This window comes from Polyangium spumosum, from assembly GCF_009649845.1.
In the GTDB taxonomy this organism is placed as follows: Bacteria; Myxococcota_A; Polyangia; order Polyangiales; family Polyangiaceae; genus Polyangium; species Polyangium spumosum.
Window position 1 is genome coordinate 720,963 of sequence record NZ_WJIE01000004.1, and the last position, 20,347, is coordinate 741,309.

The 20,347-nt window shown below is 69.4% G+C and carries 13 protein-coding genes and 1 riboswitch; of the genes, 8 read left to right on the forward strand and 5 right to left on the reverse strand.

The window, feature by feature from the left end:
• Positions 1-11 precede the first annotated feature (11 nt).
• The 4 genes from GF068_RS16840 to GF068_RS16855 all read right to left on the reverse strand — a co-directional run bounded on the left by GF068_RS16840 (position 12) and on the right by GF068_RS16855 (position 6,567).
• Positions 12-2,660 (reverse strand): TonB-dependent receptor plug domain-containing protein, encoded by a 2,649-nt coding sequence (locus GF068_RS16840; RefSeq protein ID WP_153820384.1) that lies wholly within the window; start codon positions 2,658-2,660, stop codon positions 12-14.
• Between the two features lie 75 nt (positions 2,661-2,735).
• Positions 2,736-4,442 carry a serine/threonine protein kinase gene (locus GF068_RS16845; RefSeq protein WP_240806947.1) on the reverse strand — a complete coding sequence of 569 codons (1,707 nt, stop codon included), beginning with the start codon at positions 4,440-4,442 and terminating at the stop codon, positions 2,736-2,738.
• A gap of 138 nt (positions 4,443-4,580) precedes the next feature.
• The gene (locus GF068_RS16850) at positions 4,581-5,210 is read right to left on the reverse strand and encodes a hypothetical protein (RefSeq protein ID WP_153820385.1); all 630 of its coding nucleotides are present in this window, start codon (positions 5,208-5,210) and stop codon (positions 4,581-4,583) included.
• Positions 5,211-5,361: 151 nt separating this feature from the next.
• Positions 5,362-6,567 (reverse strand): hypothetical protein, encoded by a 1,206-nt coding sequence (locus GF068_RS16855; RefSeq protein ID WP_153820386.1) that lies wholly within the window; start codon positions 6,565-6,567, stop codon positions 5,362-5,364.
• 168 nt (positions 6,568-6,735) lie between these two features.
• Positions 6,736-6,890: riboswitch (cobalamin riboswitch) on the reverse strand.
• 434 nt (positions 6,891-7,324) lie between these two features.
• Here GF068_RS16855 and GF068_RS16860 point away from each other — a divergent pair.
• The 3 genes from GF068_RS16860 (at position 7,325) to GF068_RS16870 (ending at position 11,465) form a co-directional block, all read left to right on the forward strand.
• Complete coding sequence (locus GF068_RS16860) at positions 7,325-9,013, forward strand: protein kinase domain-containing protein (protein WP_281326452.1); 1,689 nt, start codon at positions 7,325-7,327, stop codon at positions 9,011-9,013.
• A gap of 128 nt (positions 9,014-9,141) precedes the next feature.
• Positions 9,142-9,690, forward strand: a complete 549-nt coding sequence (locus GF068_RS16865; protein ID WP_240806948.1) for a hypothetical protein — start codon at positions 9,142-9,144, stop codon at positions 9,688-9,690.
• Positions 9,691-9,959: 269 nt separating this feature from the next.
• The gene (locus GF068_RS16870) at positions 9,960-11,465 is read left to right on the forward strand and encodes a BamA/TamA family outer membrane protein (protein ID WP_153820388.1); all 1,506 of its coding nucleotides are present in this window, start codon (positions 9,960-9,962) and stop codon (positions 11,463-11,465) included.
• Here GF068_RS16870 and GF068_RS16875 read toward each other — a convergent pair.
• Positions 11,462-12,295 carry an FG-GAP repeat domain-containing protein gene (locus GF068_RS16875; protein ID WP_153820389.1) on the reverse strand — a complete coding sequence of 278 codons (834 nt, stop codon included), beginning with the start codon at positions 12,293-12,295 and terminating at the stop codon, positions 11,462-11,464. The genes GF068_RS16870 and GF068_RS16875 overlap by 4 nt on opposite strands.
• A 112-nt stretch (positions 12,296-12,407) precedes the next feature.
• Here GF068_RS16875 and GF068_RS16880 point away from each other — a divergent pair, with 112 nt between their 5' ends.
• The 5 genes from GF068_RS16880 (at position 12,408) to infB (ending at position 20,344) form a co-directional block, all read left to right on the forward strand.
• Positions 12,408-13,616 carry a phosphoglycerate dehydrogenase gene (locus tag GF068_RS16880; RefSeq protein WP_240806949.1) on the forward strand — a complete coding sequence of 403 codons (1,209 nt, stop codon included), beginning with the start codon at positions 12,408-12,410 and terminating at the stop codon, positions 13,614-13,616.
• Between the two features lie 269 nt (positions 13,617-13,885).
• Positions 13,886-14,473 carry a ribosome maturation factor RimP gene (locus tag GF068_RS16885; protein WP_153820390.1) on the forward strand — a complete coding sequence of 196 codons (588 nt, stop codon included), beginning with the start codon at positions 13,886-13,888 and terminating at the stop codon, positions 14,471-14,473.
• A gap of 24 nt (positions 14,474-14,497) precedes the next feature.
• Positions 14,498-16,150 (forward strand): transcription termination factor NusA, encoded by a 1,653-nt coding sequence (nusA, locus tag GF068_RS16890; RefSeq protein WP_153820391.1) that lies wholly within the window; start codon positions 14,498-14,500, stop codon positions 16,148-16,150.
• A 60-nt stretch (positions 16,151-16,210) separates the two neighbouring features.
• Complete coding sequence (locus GF068_RS16895) at positions 16,211-17,110, forward strand: YlxR family protein (RefSeq protein WP_170319524.1); 900 nt, start codon at positions 16,211-16,213, stop codon at positions 17,108-17,110.
• Positions 17,111-17,140: 30 nt separating this feature from the next.
• Positions 17,141-20,344 (forward strand): translation initiation factor IF-2, encoded by a 3,204-nt coding sequence (infB, locus tag GF068_RS16900; protein ID WP_153820393.1) that lies wholly within the window; start codon positions 17,141-17,143, stop codon positions 20,342-20,344.
• Positions 20,345-20,347: the final 3 nt, after the last annotated feature.

Consider the following 20,347-nt stretch of genomic DNA (forward strand, 5'->3'; position numbering starts at 1 on the left):
CGGTCAGACCCTCAGAGCGTGTGCTGGAAGTAACCCATGACGCGGCGCCCGACGCGGTTGCCGAAGGGGTGCATCTGCGGCGCTTCGTCGGCGAGGCCCGCGAGCGCGTTGTAGACGACGAGCGAGACCTCGCCCGTCGTGCCGGCGATCGGGAAGCGGTAGCCGATGCGCCCGTTCAGGAGCGCGTAGCCGGGCACGTCGAAGTACTGCACGCGGATGCCGGAGAGCGTCGAGACCTGCTCGCCCCAGTTCTGCGCCGACTGGTAGTGGAAGGTGATCTCGCCGTCGATGCCGGGCTTCGTGCGGAGCTGGACGCCGGCGTTGATCTTGTGCCGGCTCGTGCGCTGATCGGTCGGCTGGGTGCAGCCGTCGGGCAGCTCCTGCGAGCTGAGGTTCAGCGCATAGTTGGCGAAGATGTCGAGGCCCTCGACCGGGTAGACGCGCGTGCCGACCTCGCCGCCGAAGACGTTCTGGATGTCGCAGCGGTTCAGCCATCCGCCGAAGCCGACGGTGTACCGCCCCGTCTCGGGGTTGAGCCCGCCGAGCCCATCGGCGCGGTTCGACAGCGTGAGCGGTCGCTCGCCGGCGAGCTGGATGAGGTCCGTGATGCGGTTGTAATAAGCCGTCGCCTCGAACTCGAAGCGATCACTCATCTGGTTCAGGTAACTCGCCTCGGCCGTGATGATGCTCTCGGGCCGCAGGCGGAAGGCCGGGTCCTCGTAACGCTGCGAGGCCGAGATCAGCTCGACGCCCGGGAGCTGGAGCTGGATCGGCAGATCGAGGTACGACTCGAGGAAGGTCGTGTTGCGGAAGGCCGTCGAGCCGCTCACGCGGATCGACTGGAGCTCGGTCGGCTTGATGATGAGCGAGCCGCGCGGCGAGACCTTCACGTTCTGGAGGTAGGGCACGTAGTCGGCGCGGCCCGAGACGACGAGCTGCACGGACTTGCCGAAGCGCAGCGTGTCCTGGAGGAAGAGCGAGCCCCAGTGCTCGAGCGGCGTGTCGTCGCGCAGGTACGTCCAGGTGATGGACTTCATGCGGTACGCGGCGCCGCCGCGGAGGCTGTGCTCGACGGACCTCGGCCAGGTGACGTCCTTGTAGAAGTTGAGCTCGGCGTCGACGACGTTCTGGTTCGCCTGGCTCGGGAAGAGCGTGTGGCCGTAGTAGTCGTGGTTCGACGAGGTCTGCGCGGCGATACGCGTGTAGAAGACGCGCGCGGAGAAGTTCTCCGTCCGGAAGAGCGCCGTGATGTCGGAGTTGTCGAAGCGGGCTCGGTAGTCGTTGAACGGGCCGATGCCGTAGACGTCGAAGTCGCTGCGCGCGAAGCCGCCGCCGATCTGGAGCTCGCGGTTGTTCTTGAACCGCTGCGACATGCGGATGTCGACGCGCAGGTTCTCCGCGCCGAGGTTCTGGTTCGGATCGAAGACCGTGATGTCCTGACGCCCGTTCTGCACCTCGCGGGTCCACCGCGGGTAACGCGTGTAGCCGACCGAGGCGCGATACCCGAAGTCGCCGTCGCGCCCCGTGGCCCACGCGGAGCCGTACCCCTGGCCGGTGTCGCCATACCCGACGCGGAAGCCGGTGCGGCCTTCGCCCGGCGCGATCGTGATGATGTTGACGACGCCCGCGAACGCGTTGGCGCCGTAGAGCGCGGAGCCGGGGCCACGCACGACCTCGATGCGCTCGATCTGATCGACGTCGATCGAGAGCGTCTCCCAGAACGTCGAGCCGAGGATGTCGTTGTACGCGGGCCGCTGCCCGTTGATGAGCACGAGCAGCTTGTTCGCGAGCCGGCTGTTGAAGCCGCGCATCGAGACGTTGGTGTCACCGCCCGTGATTTGCATGACGTCCATGCCGGGCACGCGACGCAAGAGCTCGGGGATACGCGTGATGCCCGAGAGGCGGATGTCCTGCCGCGTGATGATCGTCGTCGAGTTCGGCGAGTCGAGCGGGCTCTGGGCGCCGCGTGAGGCCGTGATGACCGTCTCGCGGTAGACGTCCTCGTCGCGCGCCTTGCCGACGATCTTGTTGACGTCGGCCTGCGCTTGCTCGTCGCCCGGCTTCGTGTCGCCGGCGCTGGTGTCACCCGGTTTCGTGTCGCCAGCGCTGGTGTCACCCGGTTTCGTGTCGCCGGGCTTGGTGTCGCCCGGCTTCGTGTCGCCGGGCTTCGTGTCACCCGGCTTCGTGTCGCCGGGCGACGCGACGCCGTCGCCCGTCTTCGGCGGCTCCGTGGCCTTGGCCTGCTCGGCGCGCTGCAGCGCGAGCTTCTCCTCGAGCTGCTTCAGGATCTGCGCGGACTCGGCGCGATCGGGCGGATCGGACGCGACGTACTGCTTGTACGCGTTGATGGCTTGCTCGAGGTTGCCGGCCTCGGCGTGCGCGCGCGCGATGTTGAAGAGGACGTTCGGGTGCGGGAGGATCTCGTTGGCGAGCTCGAGCTCCTTGATGCCCTCGTCGTACTTGCCCTTGCTGATGAGCTCCATGCCCGCGCGGAAGTGCCGCCGCGCTTCGGTGCGGGCGTCGGCCATCGCGGGGCCCGAAGCGAGGGCCGTGGCGAAGGCGAGGGCGAGCGCGACGAGCGCGCGTGTCGTGCGCGAGCGTCGTGGTTTCGCGGAGGCGGAGGGCGCGTCACGGTGGGCGGATGAAGGCTCGGGCGACATGGCGGTTCCTCGGGGGCAAACCGCACTCTACACGAGCAGAGAACGCGCCTCACCGCCATTTCGGCGGCGCGCGCGTCAGTAAGGATCGCCCTTGTACGGGTCCGACTTGTAGTTCGGGTTCTTGCCCCCGCCGGTCTTCGTCGTGACGGGCGGGGTGCGCACGGGGCCTGCGACGGCGTCGAGCGTGACCTTCACCTTCTCCTCGACGACGGTGACCTTGATGGTCTTCGTCTGGTAGCCCTTCTTCGACAGCGTGAGGCTGTGCACGACGTCGGCCGCGGCTCCGGCGCCGCGGAACGTCACGTCGCAGGGCGTACCCCCGCAGAGCGTCTCGTTGCCCTCCACGACGCTCGCGCCGGAGGGCTCACTCTCGATGTGCACGACCCGATCGCCGGGGCGCGCCGGCGCTTGTTGCGTGGGCGTGGGCGCGGGCGGCGGCGTCGCGGCGGGCGACGCGCTCGACGCCGTCGTCTCTCCGGCGCCGCGTGTCTGCGTGAGCGTGATGATGATGCCGACGAAGCCGAGCACGAGCACGCCCGTGATCAACATGAACCGACGCTTGCCGCTCTGGCCCGAGAGCGCGTCCGGATCCGGCAAGGGCATCGGCTGCGAGGCCGCGAGCGGATCGACGAGCGAGTTCGGGCCGCTGAAGCCGAGCGCCGCGGGGCGCGCGCCGGAGAGCGAGAGCGACGTGGAGGGGCCGCTGTCGCCGGGCGGACCCGAGGGGCGGCGGAGAGGCCCCGAGAGCCCGGTGGTGTCGCCGGGCGGGAGGCTGTCGAGGTGCCTCGCGCGGGTGAACGCGCCCGACTGCGAGTAGGCCTGGTACGGCCCCGTCATCATCTCCTCGGCGCCGCCGCCGCAACGCTTCAGCGCCGAGAGCAGCTCGTCCATCGAGCCGAACCGGCGCATCGGATCCTTCTCGAGGCAGCGGAGGACGATGGCCTCCATCTCCTCGGAGATCATGAGGTTCGGGTTGTAGTGGATCATCGGCGGCGGCGGGTCGTTCACGTGCGCCATCAGCGTGCCGACGCCCGGGCCCTTGTCGAAGGGCACCTTGCCGCAGAGCATCTCGTAGAGCATCACGCCGAGCGAGTAGATGTCGGTCCGCGCCGAGACCTCCGCGCCCACGATCTGCTCGGGCGCCATGTACTTCGGCGAGCCCATGAACAGGCCTTGCTGCGTGAGGTCCTCCGCCTCGCCGGTCACGTCCTTGACGAGGCCGAAGTCGAGGACCTTGACGTTGTCCCGCTCGTCGCCGTGCTGCGTGAGCAGCACGTTGCCCGGCTTGAGGTCGCGGTGCACGACGCCGATCTGGTGCGCCTCGCGGAGCGAGCGGCAGATCTGGCGCGCGATGTGGCAGGTGCGGCTCTCGCTGAACGGGCCCTCTTCGCGCAGCACGCGGTGGAGCGTCTTGCCGTCGACGAACTCCATCGCGATGTAGTAGATGTCGTCGCTTTGCCCGTAGTCGAACACGGTCACCGTGTTCGGGTGCGTGAGCTTCGCGGCGATGGACGCTTCGAGGAAGAAGCGCTTGTGGAACTCCGGATCGCGATCGCCCTCGTACTTCGGGGAGAGCACTTTCAAGGCGCAGATGCGTCCGAGCGGCGCTTGCTCGGCTCGGTACACCTTGCCCATGCCGCCGCGGGCGATGACGCCGACGATCTTGAAGCGACCGCCGATGGTCATCCCGATGAGGGGATCCGGCGCGGCCCCCCTCGGGTCATCGACGCCCTCCGCCTGGTGGTCTTGTCGGGACGTGCCCATATTTGGAAGCTGGGCCATCGGGTTTGGATCCTCGGCGAGCGGCGGCCCCCTGAGGCACGCTCGGATGCGCGGAAAAGTCTGCCGGTGGCGCGCTCTTGTGTCAATTGTGCTGACCACCTGCCCCGTGGGATGGTCCACGGGGCAAGCGGAATGTGGTCAGCCCAGGGAGGTTCGTCCGGGTGGCGTGGGCGTCGAAGGGACGACCCGCCCCGACGTGGGAGGCGGCCCAGGCGGCGGCGTCGACGGGTTGATGGGCGCCCGCGGCGCCGATGGAGGCGATGGAGGCGCGTCCGACGCGGCGGCGTCGCCGAGCGGGAGGTCCATCGCGACCCCGCGCGGCATGGGCGCGGACTTGGGGATCACCGGGACCTGCGCGGAAGGTGGCGTCACCGCGAGCATCGCGGGGGTGCTCACCTTGGTGGGGGACAGCGGCCGCGTATCCGAGCCCTCCACGAGCACGCCGTTGACTTCCATCATCAGCGTCGGGGAGGTGACCACGATGTGTCGACCGAGGCGCTTGACGAGCAGCACCGCGCGCGCTCCAGGCGACCAGCGCGGCGCGACGCGCGCCTTGTCCGACTCCTCGTCGACGAGCCAGCCGACGAGCTCCGAGCCCACGAGCTGCGACGACGTCGCGGCCACGAGCTTGCCACCGGCCATGCGGTAGCGGCTGTTCTTCGTTTCGAAGACCCGATCGCCCGACGCGTCGGGGCGAAGCCTTCCCTCCAGGAAGGCGTCGATGCTCATGCGTACGACGCGATCGGTGTCGGGCTCGAGGAAGTTCATGACGCCTCCCATGCGGGGACCCCGTCTTACCTCGCTTATCACGCCCCTCGCCGAAGAAACATCCCCGGCGCGCAGGCATCGAGAGACCACCCGCCTCGCGTTGGGTCGAGTGGTCTCCCGGCCTACCGGATCCGGCGAGGAGAGGCGGCGATCAGGGGACGCGGCTGACGACCGCGGTGACTGTCGTGTCGCTCCCGCGCTGGCCGATCACCCAGAGCCGATCTTGATCGTCGGTGAAGAAGGGCAGCGGCGTGCCGGCCGTGGCCGCCGTGAGGAACACGCCGGGCTCGCCCTCGGCGACGATGGCGCCGCCTTCCACGCGGTAACGCTGCGCGATGACGTCGAGCCCTTCGAACGTATTTCCGTCGACGGGCTGGAGCGCGAGCACGCCGGCTTCGCCCGACGCAGGCGCGATCGCGGCGAAGCTGCCCGCGTAGCCGGGCACCGTGAAGAGCGTGGCGCCTGCGGCAGGTCCCGCGCCTCGCGCGACCTTCTCCGCTGCGTAGCCGCGCGCCTCCTGAGCGCCGATCGCCCCTGACATGAGGGCGAAGACGTTGCCCTGCGAGTCCGCGGCCATCGGCCCCGAGTAGTCCCCGAACGTGTCGACCGCGATCGGCGCGGCGCACGTCATGTCGCCATCGGGCACGAGCCGCGGCGTGGCGCCCTCCGCGCCACAAGCGTCGGCTGCGTAGAGCGCGTTCGTCTTCGTCATGGCGTCGTTCACGGGTGACAGACCCGTGTAGAGCAAGCGCCCGAGCGCGCCGGCCTGCCCCACGCCCACGCCCGCGAAGAACCCGTTCACCGGGTAACGCGCGGCGACGGTCGTGCCGTCGAGGAGGACGATCTCGCCCGTGAGATCACCTGCCGTGTACGAGACGAGCGTCCATCCGAAGAAGGGTAGATCGATCGCTTGAGCTCCAAGGAACGTCATCGCCGGGATCTTCGCGTCGACGTCCGTCGCCTCGACCGTGAGCTTGCCCGTGGCGCCTGCGGGCGGCGTGAGCCGCTCGATCGTCACGGCGCCCGGCGCGGGCGCGGGGCTCACGGCGAGAGGGCCGCCGTGACCGCCCCACGTCGACGGAGATCCCACGAGCGTGTCGGACTCGTAGAGCGCCACGACGCAGAACCCTGCGTCCTTCACGGTGAAAAGATCCGCGTACGTCGAGGCGTCGAGGCACCCGTCGGCGCCGCCGCTTCCGCCGGTGCCGCCGCTTCCGCCGGTGCCGCCGCTGCCGCCGCTTCCGCCGCTGCCGGTCGTGTTCGATCCGTCGCTGCAGGCGACCAGGACGAGGCTCGCGCTCATGACGAGGGCGAGCGCGACGTGCGCGCTACGAGAGCGCTTCGATTCGTCGTTCATGTTCATCTCCGCATCGGGCGACACACCCGCGCCCTCGGGTCTCGTGGGCGGGATCGAGTGATCCCGCCGTGGAGCGGCGCCGACGTGGACATGGACGGAGAGACACGACGCGAGGGTCCCGCCGCCGCATGCTCCACCCCGGAGACCGCGGTCGGGCCTCGACGCAGCAGGTTTCCTGGCTCCCGGATCGTCCTCGGGCGGACCTTCCCGCGCCGCGGCGCTTCCCGGCTCGCACCGGAGAGGCGCTCTTTGCGCAGTGGATCTTCCGCCTTCGTCCCCGGCTACAGTGGCGGGGGCCGCGCCGGCGTTGGACCGGCTTCCCTGTTGTCCGGCGCGCGCGTCCGGCGAGCCTCGGCTCTCCACATGCGCGCGCCCACTGCTCGAGATCGGCGGCCCCCTGAACCTGGATTCCGGGGCCCGCAGGGGCGGCGTAGGCGATGAACGAGCGCGCAGTCAAGAAGAGGTTCATCGATCGTCGCGCCCGCTTCCTCGATGCGCTCCGGGGGCGTGGGGGGGCGACCACGGGGGGGCCACAAAGGGGCGGGAAGGGGGGTACGTGGAAGAGGGGTCACGGGCCAACCGGGCCGCGTGGTGGGTCCGGACCGACCCTGAACCCCCGGAAAACGTAGGGGCTCGTGGGAAGGTACTCGTTCTTGAAAAGGACTCGTTGCGCTCTCGCCCGAGATGGACGACGCTTGTGGGAAACCAGCACCGTCCCGACCCACTGGGCAACGAGGCGGCTGACCCTCTTCTCGTCGTGACCAACAGAACTCCTCCCCCCCCGATCACTCCCGGAACGGTCATCAACGACCGATACGAAATCCGACAAAGCCTCGGCAAGGGTGGCATGGGCGAGGTCTTCCTCGCATTCGACCGATCGACGCAGCAAGAGGTCGCGCTGAAGGTCGTGCGCGAGGAATCGCGCATGCCTGGCGACGACGAGGCGCTCCGGCAGGAGCTCCTGCTCGCGCGATCGGTCGCCCATCCCAACGTTTGCAAGGTCTTCGATCTCGCCCCGAGCCTCTGGGGGCCCATCCTCGTGATGGAGAAGATCGCCGGACAAACCCTCCACACGCACATCCGGAAGAAGAAAGCGCAAGGCGGCTACACCGCCGACGAGTTCCGGAAGATCGCGGCGGAGGTGTGCAGCGGCCTCGCGGCGATCCACGCGCAGGGGCTCGTGCACGGTGATCTCAAGCCGGGCAACGTGATGGTGAGCGAAGGCCGCACCGTCATCCTCGACTTCGGCTTCGCGCAGGAGCGCGCGCGCGCCTCGGCGCGCAGGCCCGGGGCGCCACCGGACGGCGGCACGCCGAACTACATGTCGCCCGAGCGCCTGCGCAACGGCGGCGCCAGCGTGGACGACGACGTCTACGCCATGGTGCTCACGCTCTGGGAGATGTGGACCTGCCGCGTCCCCGAGCCGGGCTACAAGCCGCGCGCGCGGCCCATGCGCCAGCAGATCATGTTCGACGTGCCCGCGGGCCTCGCGACCGACGAGGTCAAGCAGATCTTCCGCGGCATGAACGAAGACCCGACGATGCGCCCGCAGGCGCGTCACCTCCGGTTCTTCAACCCGACGCAGCTCACGACGAGCCCGATCCAGCTCCCGCGCGAGCGCCTCGAGCCAGGGCCTCCGCCGGGCCGCGCCCAGACCGCCGCGTTCACGCCCGGCGCTCAGTCCTTGCTCATCACGTACGCGACGAACGCGCCGGAGATCGTCGGACAGATCCTGCCCCTCGACAAACCGATCATGACGCTCGGGCGTCGCGCCGATCAGGACCTCGTGATCCCCGAGGCCACGGTGAGCGGCCAGCACGCGCTGCTCCGTTGCCAGTCGGGATCGTGGACGATCGAGGACCTCGGCAGCACGAACGGCAGCTACGCGGAGTTCGGCTTCGAGCGCAAGAGCCAGATCACCTTCATGCACAACGGCGAGGTGCAGGTCGGCGAGTGCCGCTTGAAGCTCGTCAGCTTCGGCCCCGAGTCGCCCTCGCACAAGCGCGCGCGCCAGTACCTCGCGAAGCGTGACGGCTTGACGGGTCTGCTCGTGCGCGAGCACCTCATGAAGGCCATCGACGAGGACGGGCTCTTCGCCGAGTGGGCCGAGGTGAACGTGCAGGTCGCGCGTTACGAGCTCCGCGGCCCGAACCGGCAGGTGAGCGAGCGGCCGACGATCCTCGAGATGCTCGCCCTGCGCAAGGCGGCCCAGCGCGTCGTCGACCTGACGGAGATGCTCATGTTGAGCCTCACGCCCGTCGTCGCCGGTCGCACCGGACCGCTCAAGTTCGTCGTGTCGATGGTGGGCCACTCGCTCGAAGAGGCCCGCCACGTCGTCGAGCAAGTCCTCTCGCAGGTGCAAGGCACGCTGCCGGACTCGCTCGAGCTCACCGCCACCATCGTCAAGGGCGAGCCGGGTCGACCGGCCCGGACCCTCCTCGACTAACCCGGTGTTGTCCCGGTGATCGAGAGTTTCGGCCGACGATGATCAGGCCCCCGCTGTCGTCGAGCCCGCCGTCGCAGCCGTCCCCTTACCGCTACCTCGGTCGCGGCGGGGGCGAGCGACCCGTGCGCATGCAGATCATCTTTGCGCTCGTCGCCGGGATGATCCTCGTCGCCGTTCCGCTCTACCTCTGGCGCGGGCCGCGGCCCGACTCGATCCCCTCGGCCGACGCGGCCGTCGCGGACGCGGGCCCTTCGGACGCGAACGCCCCTGTGTTCGTGGTCGACGCGGGGCCGCCGCCGGTCACGCTCTCTCCGTTCACCACGATCCGTTGTATGAACCCGGGGCCGGGGAAGACCCCACCGGAGCGGTGTGATCACGTTACCTTCTTCGAGGACGGCCTCGCCCGTGCCATCCGCGAGAACACAGCGTGCGCGCCCACCGGAAAGAAGCAGACCACCGTGAGCTTCGTGCTGGAGATGGACTTCCGCTCGAAGAAGACGAACCTCTTCGTCGGCAGGTCGTCGAGCATCAAGCGCGACAAGGCGAAGGAGCTCCTCCGCTGCGTCAAGCGCGCCATGCCGAAGCCCGACTGGCCCACGATCCCGCACCAGTACGTGCGGTACAAGATCAACGTCGTCGCGACGTATCCGCCGGCCGACGACAAGCTCTCGCTCTAGCGCTCTCGGCGCTCCTCGTTTCGTCCTTCTCCGCGCCCCTCGCGAAGGCGGCCGAGGCGGACGACGAAGCGCTGCCGCCGCCCTCGTATTCGCCGTACGAGCTCGAGACGATCAAGGCGGTCGTCGCGGCGCAAGGCAAGGCGCTCGACGCGTCTCCCGAGGGCAAGATCATCGAGGCGGTCGACATCGTCACGCTCGACGTCATCGAGCAGCGTGATCCCGTCCCGAACTTCCTCAACATCTTCCACGCCACGACGCGCAAGTACGTCGTGCGTCGCGAGGTCCTCCTCGAGCCGGGGCAACCGTATCGGCAGGACCTCGCCGACGAGACGGGGCGAAACCTCCGCAACATCCCGCAGTTCTCGCTCGTGCTCGTCCTCGCGGTGCGCGGCAGCAAGCCCGATCGCGTGCGGCTCGTCGTCGTCACGAAGGACGTCTGGAGCCTGCGCCTCGCCATGGGCTTTCGTTTCGCCTCCGGCACGTTCGAGTACCTGCTCATCCAGCCGAGCGAAGAGAACCTCTTCGGCACGCATCACGGCGCGCTCGTGCAGGCGTACATCCAGCCCGAGACCTACGCGCTCGGCGCTCGTTACTCGATCCCGCGTGTCGGCGGCAGCCGCATCCTCTTCAAGGCCGAGGGCAACCTCGTGTGGAACCGCGAGAGCGGCAAGCCCGAGGGCTCCTTCGGCTCGTTCCAGTACGGGCAGCCCCTCTACTCGACGCGCGCCGAATGGTCGTACCTCACGCAGATCAACTGGCGTTACGAGATCGATCGTCGTTACGTCGGCGGACGCCTCGCCACCTTCGACGCGAAGTCCACCGAGGAAGACGACGCGATCCCCTTCCGCTACCGCGCCGACGTGATCGGCGGCTCGTACACGCTCACGCGATCGTTCGGCACACGCACGAAGCACGACTTCAGCATGGGCGTGGAGGTGAGCCGCCGCGTCTACCGGCAGGACGACCTCTCCCGCTACGCGCCCGAGGCCGCGCGTGACTTCGTCGACTTCGCCGTGCCGCGCAGCGACACGCGGATCGGCCCCTTCGCCCAGGTCCGCGCCTACTCCACGCGTTTCATGCGCGTGCTCGACTTCAACACGCTCGGCTTGCAGGAGGACATCCGGATCGGCCACGACGTCATGCTGCGCGTGTATCCCGTCTTCTCGGGGATCGGATCGAGCCGCGACTTCCTCGGCGCCATGGCCTCGGCGAGTTACACGTTCCCCATGGGCGACGGCATCACGCGTGTCTTCGCCGAGGGCATCGTCGAGGCGCAGCCGGATCGTATCGCCGATGCCTCGCTCGAGGCCGGCGCGCGTATCCAGACCCCGCGCACCGGCATCGGCCGGCTCGTCCTCGACGCCCGCCTCCTCCGGCGCTTCCGCAACTACATGAACCGACGCTCCGTGCTCGGCGGCGACACGCGGCTCCGCGGCTACACGACGCTCGCGTACATCGGCGCCGACGTGCTCTCGTACAACCTCGAGTACCGCGCGCGGCCCTTCCAGCTCTTCTCCTTCCAGATTGGCCCCGTCGCCTTCCTCGACGCCGGCGACGCCTTCGACGGCTTCGAGGAGATGCGCATGAAGCACTCGGTCGGCGTGGGCCTGCGCCTGGTCTTCCCGCAGATCGACCGCTCCGTCATGCGCCTCGACTGGGGGTTCCCCCTGACGCGCGAGTTCGCCCCGAAGGGCCCCTTTCCCGGCGAGTTCGTCGTCACGTTCCAGCAGGCCTTCCCGATGCCGCAGATCCCGCTGCGCGCGACCGACTTCTAGCGCTTCGGTTTCGGCGGGAACGCCGCGCGGATCCGCGCGACGTGCGCGTCGAACGGCGCGCGTAAGGACGTCGGGATCGGCTCTTTCTGGAGAGCCTCGAGCGTGGCTTCACGCGCGCGGCCTGCGCGCAGCGCGTGCCACGCCTTCTCCAGGGCGCGCCGCGCGCGTGTCGCGTCCTCGACGGGCTCGTCCTTCTCCTTCCGCGGCGCCGCGTCGGCGCGACGCGCGTGCCACGCGATCGCCACCTCCGAGCGCGCGCGATACCTCCCTGCCTCGAACGTCGCGACCTCCAGGAACGCGGGCCGGATCGGATCGTCCTCCGGCACGGCCACGCGGCCCACGAGATCGAGGTGCCCGTCCTCGTCGATGTCGGCGACCTCGGTCGGCGCGAGCGTCATCTCGACCTCGTACTGCGCGGATCCCGTCGGGAAGATCCGGTGCACCTCGAGCGCGCCGCCGCGTCCTCGCAGCACGACGTCGAGTGTTCCATCCCCGTTGAGATCCGTCAGCGCGCGGAACGCGCCGTCCTCGTATCCGCCGCTCGGGCCTGGCACGAGCGCCGGGAGCAGCTCCGTCGCGTGCTCTCCGGCGTCACGTGGACCGACGGCCAGCACCACGCCGTGCACCGTGGCGACACGTACGGCGAAGGTCTTTCCTCCAACGACGTCCGTTCCTTCGTACCCGCGGACGACCACCGGTCCGCCTGCGCGCGGCAGTTTGGCGTGTATCTCCGAGGTTTTCTGCAGGCCGAGGGCCGAGGTCTCGGCGTCGATCGCGGAGAGCTTTACCTCGATGTCGGGCGGCGCGGCGAACGCCGTGAGAGGCGGCATTCCTCCGCCTCCCCAGGGTGAGACCCGGTGGCCTTCGGTGCACCCCGAGAAACCGATCGTCGCCACGACGACGAACAACCGCGCTGCCTTTTCTGCTACCGTTCGCCCTCGCATGCGCCTCTTGATCGCCGACAAGATGGACACCCAAGCGCTCGAGGAGCTCCGCGTCCTGGGTGTCGAGATCATTTCCCGCCCCGAGCTTACCAAGGAGACGTTGCCCGCGGCCCTCGACGGCATCGGCATCCTCGTCGTTCGATCGACCGAGGTGACGGCACGCGCCATCGAGGCGGGCCGCCACCTCAACCTCATCGTGCGCGCGGGCGCCGGCGTGAACACGATCGACGTCGCCGCGGCGAGCGCGCGTGGCGTCTACGTGGCGAACTGCCCTGGCAAGAATGCGATCGCGGTCGCCGAGCTGACGATGGGCCTCGTGGTCGCGCTCGATCGCCGCATCGTCGACGCGACGATCGATCTGCGCGCGGGCAAGTGGGAGAAGACGCGTTACGCGCAGGCGGAGGGGCTCTACGGCCGGCGCATCGGCGTGGCGGGCCTCGGCGCGATCGGCCGTGAGGTCTTGCATCGCGCGCGTGCCTTCGGGCTCGAGCCGTACGCATGGTCGCGCTCGCTCTCGTCGAACAAGGCGCAGCGGCTCGACGTCGGCTTTGCCCGCACGCTCGAGGAGCTCGCGGCGCGCTCGCACGTGTTCACGATCCACCTGCCGCTCGACAGCCGGACGCGTGGCATCGTGAACCGCAACGTCCTCGACGCGCTGCCGGACGGGGCCATCGTGGTGAACACGGCGCGCAGCGAGGTGATGGACTACGAGGCGCTCGAGGTCGCCATCGCGAAGAAGGGCTTGCGCGTCGGCCTCGACGTGTTCCCGAACGAGCCGGATCGCGGCACGGGCACGTTCGAGCCGCGTGTCCTCGGCAGGGGCCTCGTCTACGGGACGCCGCACATCGGCGCGTCGACCGAGCAGGCGCAGCGTGCGATCGCCATGGAGACGGCGCGTATCATCCGCGCCTTCATGACCGAGGAGACGGTGCCGAACGTGGTGAACATTTGCGCCACCTCGCCGGCTCGTTACGTCGTCGTGATTCGCATGCTCGACAAGGTGGGCGTCCTGGCGAACACGCTGAGCGTGCTCAAGCGCCATGGCATCAACATCGAGGAGATCTCGAACACCGTCTTTGACGGCGCGCTCGCGACGTGCACGAAAATGCGTGTGTCTGGACGTCCGGGGGACGCCTGCCTGAAAGAAATCGCCGCGTTCGACGAGGTCTTGCACGTGGACGTGGTATCGTTGCCGAACCTCGCCTAGTCCCTGGCGAGACCGGGCCTGCCCGCTGGAGAGGCCGCTGAGAGGCGGATTTTCCTGGGCTTTTTGCTCGTGCGAGGTGGGCGTCCATGCCCCCTTGCGTATCCGCCCAGGTTCGTTTAGAGTCACCCCGACAAAACTAGGCGGATCCGCGGAGCCGGATTCCCAAGTTTGGGAATCGGCTCTTTTTTTTTCTGGGCCCCCGCGAGGCGGGCGTCCGGGGCGAAGACGGGCTACCGCCGCGCGGGGCCTCGCGCCCTTCCCTCTCAGGCATGCAGCAAGCGTCGAACGAAGAACCCAGCAAGAAGACCGTCGATTTCGACCGCATCCGCGCGGCCGTCGGCCCCGTGCTGGCGACGCACGGCGTGGTCTTCGTGGATCTCGAGTGGTTCACCGACCAGGGGAGCTGGACCTTGCGCCTGACGATCGAGCGTGAGGGGCTCTCGGACTCGTCGGATCCGGCGGGAGGCGTCTCGCTCGACGATTGCGTGGAGGTCTCGCGGGACGTCTCGACGGTGCTCGACGCCCACGAGGACGCGATCCCGCACCACTACAGCCTCGAGGTGTCTTCGCCCGGCCTCGAGCGGCGGCTCAAGAGCGTCAGCGATTTCAGGCGATTCCGCGGCAAACTGGCGCGGGTGAAGCTCGCCCGCCCGGCGCCCGACGGCCAGAGCCTCCTGCGCGGCGAGCTCGTGGAGGCGCCGGACGACAAGGTCGCCGTCATCGTCGACGGCAAGCGGATCGAAGCGCCTTTCGCGGATGTCGTGGAGGCGCGTCTCGTGTTCGAACTCGCGACGCAGCCGAAGAAGCAGAAGAAGAGCGGGCGCGCGGGCAAGTCCAAGCAAAGCGGTAACCGGTAGTTGAGATCAGGAGAGCGAGCAGCCATGGCAACGATGGGAGCGACGCCCACCGTGGATACGAGCCTCGGGGCGATCCTCGAGCAGGTCGCGAAGGAGAAGGGCATCGACCGGAAGATCCTCGTCGAGACGATCGAGGCGGCGATCTTGAAGGCGGCCCAGAGCGTCTTCGGGCCGACGCGCGAGCTCGAGGCGCGGTTCAACGAGGACAGCGGCCAGGTCGACCTCTTCCAGTACATGACCGTCGTCGAGGAAGTTGCCGAGCCCGAGCGCGAGATTTCGCTCGCCGACGTGGAGAAACACAAGCTCGACGCGACCCTCGGCGAGGAGCTCGGCTTCCAGGTCTTCTGGCGCCCCGAGGACGCGGAGAAGGCGCGCGAGCAGGACAAAGAGTTCGGCGACATCTTGAAGCTCAAGGCCGGGCGCACGACGTTCGGCCGCATCGCCGCGCAGACGGCGAAGCAGGTCCTCCTCCAGCGCGTCCGCGACGCCGAGCGCGACCTCATCTTCAACGAGTACAAGGACCGCAAGGGCGAGCTCATCCGCGGCATCGTTCGCCGCTTCGAGAAGGGCAACAACATCATCGTCGACATCGGCAAGACCGAAGGGATCCTGCCGTTCCGCGAGCAGACGCCGCGCGAGACGTACCGTCCGGGCGATCGCATCGTCGCCTACGTGAAGGACATCGATCGCGAGGCGCGCGGGCCGCAGGTGATCCTGTCGCGCTCCGATCCGCGCCTCGTGGAGAAGCTCTTCGAGGCGGAGGTGCCCGAGATCTACGAGGGCATCGTGCGGATCGTCTCGGTCGCCCGCGAGCCGGGCGCTCGTTCGAAGATCGCGGTCACCTCGCGTGACGCGGACGTCGATCCGGTGGGCGCGTGTGTCGGCATGAAGGGCTCGCGCGTGCAGGCGGTCGTGCAGGAGCTGCGCGGCGAGAAGATCGACATCGTGCCCTTCGATCGGGATCCGGCGCGGTACGTCATCGCGGCCATCCAGCCGGCCGAGGTGCACAAGGTCATCGTCGACGAGGCGGACGGGCGCATGGAGCTCGTCGTCCCGGACGAGAAGCTCTCGCTCGCGATCGGCAGGAAGGGCCAGAACGTCCGGCTCGCCGCTCAGCTCACGAACTGGAAGCTCGACATCATCAGCGAGTCCAAGTTCAAGCAGATGGAGGAGGAGGCGATCCACGCGCTCCAGCAGATCGACGGCGTGTCCGAGTCGATCGCGAAGTCGATGTACCGGCTCGGCTTCCGGGCGCTCGAGGAGGTCAGCGAGGCCTCGGTCGAGGAGCTCGCGGCGATCCCGGGGCTCGGCGGCGCCGAGGTGGCCGAGCGGATCAAGACGCAGGCCGACACGACCATGGAGCGGCTGCGTCAGGAGCGCATCCGGGCCGCGAGCATGCGGACCGAGCCCCTCACGGATCGTGAGCGCCTCATGTTCATCCGTGGCGTCGGCGACCGGACGGTGGGCCTTCTCGAAGAGGCGGGCTACAAGACTGTCGAGGACATCCTGCGCGAGGACGAGGACCGGCTGGCGATCCGGACGGGCCTCGGCATCAAGAAGGCGCGCGCCATCCGGCAGGGGGCGCGGGACTTCGTGGAGAGCGAGCAGAAGGTGCTCGAGGCGGGCCGCGCAGACGCGAGGCGCGCCGCAGTGGCGGCTTCGGCAAAGCAGGCGTAAGAGGGCGCGGCTCGGCGCATCGACATGGGTGAACGAGCCGCGACCAGGGAAGCAGACGGGATGATGGAAGCACGGACAGACGAGCAGCGAGCGACGCCGCAGGCGGACCGGGATGGTTCGTCGCGGGTGCGCACGTGTGTCGGCTGCGGGGAGCGGGTGGAAGTCCCGCGCTCCGGGGCGGCACCGTCGGTGCTCGTCCGTCTCGTGCTCGGCCCGAGCGGCGAGGTCGCGGTGGACGCGGCGGGCGGCGGCTTCGGCCGAGGCGCGCATGTGCACCCGCGGCCGTCGTGCGTCGAGAAGGCGGCGCAGAAGGGTCTTTCGCGCGCGGCCAAGGGCAAAGTGAGCCTGCTCTGGGACGAGGGTCCCGAGGAGGCGGGCGAGGAGGCGCCGTCGGGGACGGCAGCTTCCGGCAAGCTCGTCCCGCTCGACGCGGGCTCGCTCTCGCGTGTGATCGTGCGCGCGCTCGATCGGCGGGTGCAGGGGCTCATCGTCGCAGCGGCTCGGTCGCGGAAGATCGCGGTCGGGGCGGACGCGGTGACGGGCGCGGACGTACGGGGCGAGGCGGAGATGATCGTGGTCGCGACGGACGCGGCTGCGGGCTCGGAGCTCTCGGCCGTGCGTCGCGCGGTCTCCGATGGGCGCGCCGTCGCCTGGGGGACGAAGAAGGTGTTGGCTACGTTGTGCTCGGCCGCGGCTTCGTCGAAGCGCGCGGAAGGGCTCGCCGTCGTGGCGATCAAGGATGATCGGATCGCGGCGGCGCTCAGGGAGGCCGTACAGGCGGCCTCGGCGCTCGCCGCGCCTCCGCTTTCAGGTGCGGCGGCGGGCCGCAAGCGCCATGATGCGAGGCGCCCCGGTGGTACCGGGCAGGAGTCCACATCCAGGTCCAAGCCGGAGGATGCGGGCGGCGGGATCGATGATGATGGGGCGCGGTCCGATCGGGATCGTCGTGCGGACGGGTGAGTCGGGTTTGTCGTATTGGAGCGAGGTGGCATGAGCAAAGTTCGGGTGTACGAAGTCGCTAAACAGCTCAACATGGATCAGAAGACGCTGGTCGCGCTCTTCCAGTCCATGGGCATCGGCGACGTGCGCAACCACATGAGCGCGGTCGAGGCCGATGTGGTGGAGCGCGTGAAGCGCCATCTGGAGCGGCAAAAGGCGCCCGAGGTGGTCGAGGAACGGATCCGTCCGACGGTCGTGAAGCGTCGCGCGCGGGGCTCCGAAGGCGAAACCTCCGGCCCCGAGCCGACGACGACACCCGCCCGTGCCGCCGCTCCAGCCGCCATCCCGCCTGCGCGGGCCTCCGCTCCATCCGCCGCTCCAGCCCCGACGAGCCCGACGACGACGCCCGCCGCGCCGAGGACGACGCCTGCACAGGCGCCGGTCGTCGAGGCCGCGAAGCCTCCTCCCGCTCCCGAGAAGCCCGCAGCGACGCAGACGGCGCCCGCCCAGCCGATGGAGCGTGAACCGAAGGAGGCGCGTGAGGTTGCTCCGCCTGCGCCGCCCCCGGCTCCTGCCGTCGCGGCTGCGGAGCCCGTGAAGCCCGCTCCCGAGAAGGCCCCGGAGGCGCCCGCGCCGAAGCCCGTGGAGGCGGCAGCAGCGCCGCCGGCCGAGGCGCCGAAGGCTGCGCCCGCGCCTGCGGTCGCCGAGGCGCCGAAGGCCGCTCCGGCTCCGGTCGAGGCTGCGCCCGCCGCGAAGGCCGCGGCGGAGCCGCCCAAGAAGGCCGAGGAGCCCGCGGCGCAGGTCGCGGCGCCCGCCGAGGCCCCGAAGGCCGCGCAGCCCGCGCAGCCGGCCGCTCCGGCGACGGCGCCTGCCGCGAAGGCGGCCGAGCCTGCGCCGAAGGCCGCGGCGGAGCCGTCGAAGAAGGCCGAGGAGCCGGCGAAGCCTGCGCCGTCCGACGCGCAGAAGCCGGCGGCGGCCCCGCAGCAGCAGCAGCGGGCCGGTGGGGCGCAGCAAGGGCCCTCCAAGCCCACGGCGCCGCCTCCGGCCACGACGCGTCCGCCTGCGTCGCAGCAGGGTCCGGGTCGTACGCCGCCGCCGAGCGCGCCGCCTCCGGCTCGCACGGCGCCTGCGTCGTCCGTGCCGCCGCCGCGCAGGCCTTCGGACACGCCGTCGTCGGTCCCGCCGCGTCCGTCGTCCCCGCCGAAGACGGGCATCGACGTGTGGCAGGGCCGCCCCGGCGTTCCGATGCCGGCCGCGCAGCGCACCACGCCGCGCCGCACGACGTACGATCCGCGCGCCCAGGCGCCGCAACCGGGTCGTCCGGGCACGGGCTTTGGTCCGCAGACGGGCCGTCCTGGTCAGCCGGGTGGACCGCGCAGCGGCCCGCAGCGTCCTGGCATGGGCGGGTTCCGTGGTCGTCCGGGCGGGCCTCCGATGCAGCAGCGGCGCGGGCCGGCGATGGTCTCCACGCAGGAGATGGCCTCCCACAAGAAGGTCGTCAAAATCGAGGAGCAGGTCAGCTTGCAGGCGCTCGCCGGCAAGATGAGCGTGAAGTCGACGGATGTCCTCCTGAAGCTCCTCCACATGGGGATGACGGGCGTGAACATCAACTCGACGCTCGACGCCGACACCGCGAAGATCGTCGCGAGCGAGTTCGGCTGGAACGTCGAGGACGTCGCGGTCAGCGAGACCCAGACGCTCGAGGACGCGACGCGCGTCGAGTCCGAGGCGGACATGGACTTCGAGCTTCGTCCGCCGATCGTCACGGTCATGGGTCACGTCGATCACGGCAAGACGTCGCTGCTCGACCGGATCCGCAAGGCGAGCGTGGCGGAGGGCGAGGCGGGCGGCATCACGCAGCACATCGGCGCGTATCGCGTCGAGACGCCGCGCGGGACGATCGCCTTCCTCGACACGCCCGGCCACGAGGCGTTCACGGCGATGCGCGCCCGCGGCGCCTCGCTGACGGACATCGTCGTGCTCGTGGTCGCGGCGGACGACGGCGTCATGCCGCAGACGCGCGAGGCGATTTCGCACGCGCAGGCCGCGAAGGTGCCGATCATCGTCGCGGTGAACAAGATCGACAAGCCGGGCTCGGATCCCGACAAGATCAAGCGCGACCTCGCGAACCTCGGGCTTCAGCCGGAGGAGTGGGGCGGCCAGACGATGTTCGTGCACGTCTCGGCGAAGACCGGACAGAACATCGACCAGCTCCTCGAGTCGGTCATCCTGCAGGCCGAGCTCCTGGAGCTCAAGGCCTACCCGAAGCGTCGTGCGAGCGCGACGGTCATCGAGGCGCTGCTCGATCGCGGCCGCGGCCCGGTCGCGCGCGTCATGATCCAGGACGGCACCCTGCGCACGGGCGACATCATCATCGCCGGCAGCGTGTGGGGGAAGGTCCGGGCGATGACCGACGAGCTCGGCCGCACGGTGTCGACGGCGGGCCCTGCGACGCCGGTCGAGGTGCTCGGCTTGAACGAGGTGCCGAGCGCGGGTGATCCGGTGCACGCGGTGAAGGACGCGAAGACGGCGGAGGAGATCGCGGAGACGCGTCGCAAGAAGGCGTCGAAGTCGCTCATCCCGCAGGACTCGCGTGTCTCGCTGGAGACGCTCACCTCGCGCCTCGCGGAGAGTGATCAGCTCGAGCTGAAGCTCATCGTGAAGGGCGACGTGCAGGGCTCGGTCGAGGCCATCTGCCATGCGCTCTCGAAGCTCTCGACGCAGAAGGTCAAGGTCACGATCGTGCACGCGGGCGTCGGTGGCATCACCGAGGGCGACGTGAATCTGGGGGTCGCTTCGAAGGCGATCATCGTCGGGTTCAACGTCCGCCCCGCGGGCAAGGCCGCCAGCCATGCCGAGACCGAGGGCGTCGAGATCCGGCTCTACAACATCATCTACAACGCGGTCGACGACATCCGCTCCGCGATGGAGGGCCTCTTGCCTGCCACGAAGGTCGAGAAGCAGCTCGGCCGTGCGGAGGTTCGTCAGGTCTTCCGCATCACAAAGATGGGCACGATCGCCGGCTGTATGGTGACGAGCGGGCTCGTGAAGCGGACGGCGGAGGCGCGGCTCATTCGCGACAACGTCGTCGTCTGGACGGGCAAGCTCTCGGGCCTGCGCCGCTTCAAGGACGACGCGAAAGAGGTGGCCGAGGGGTTCGAGTGCGGTATCTCGCTCGAGAACTCCCCGGACATCAAGGAGAGCGACATCATCGAGTCCTTCGAGATCGAAGAGATCAAGACGAAGCTCACCTGAGCT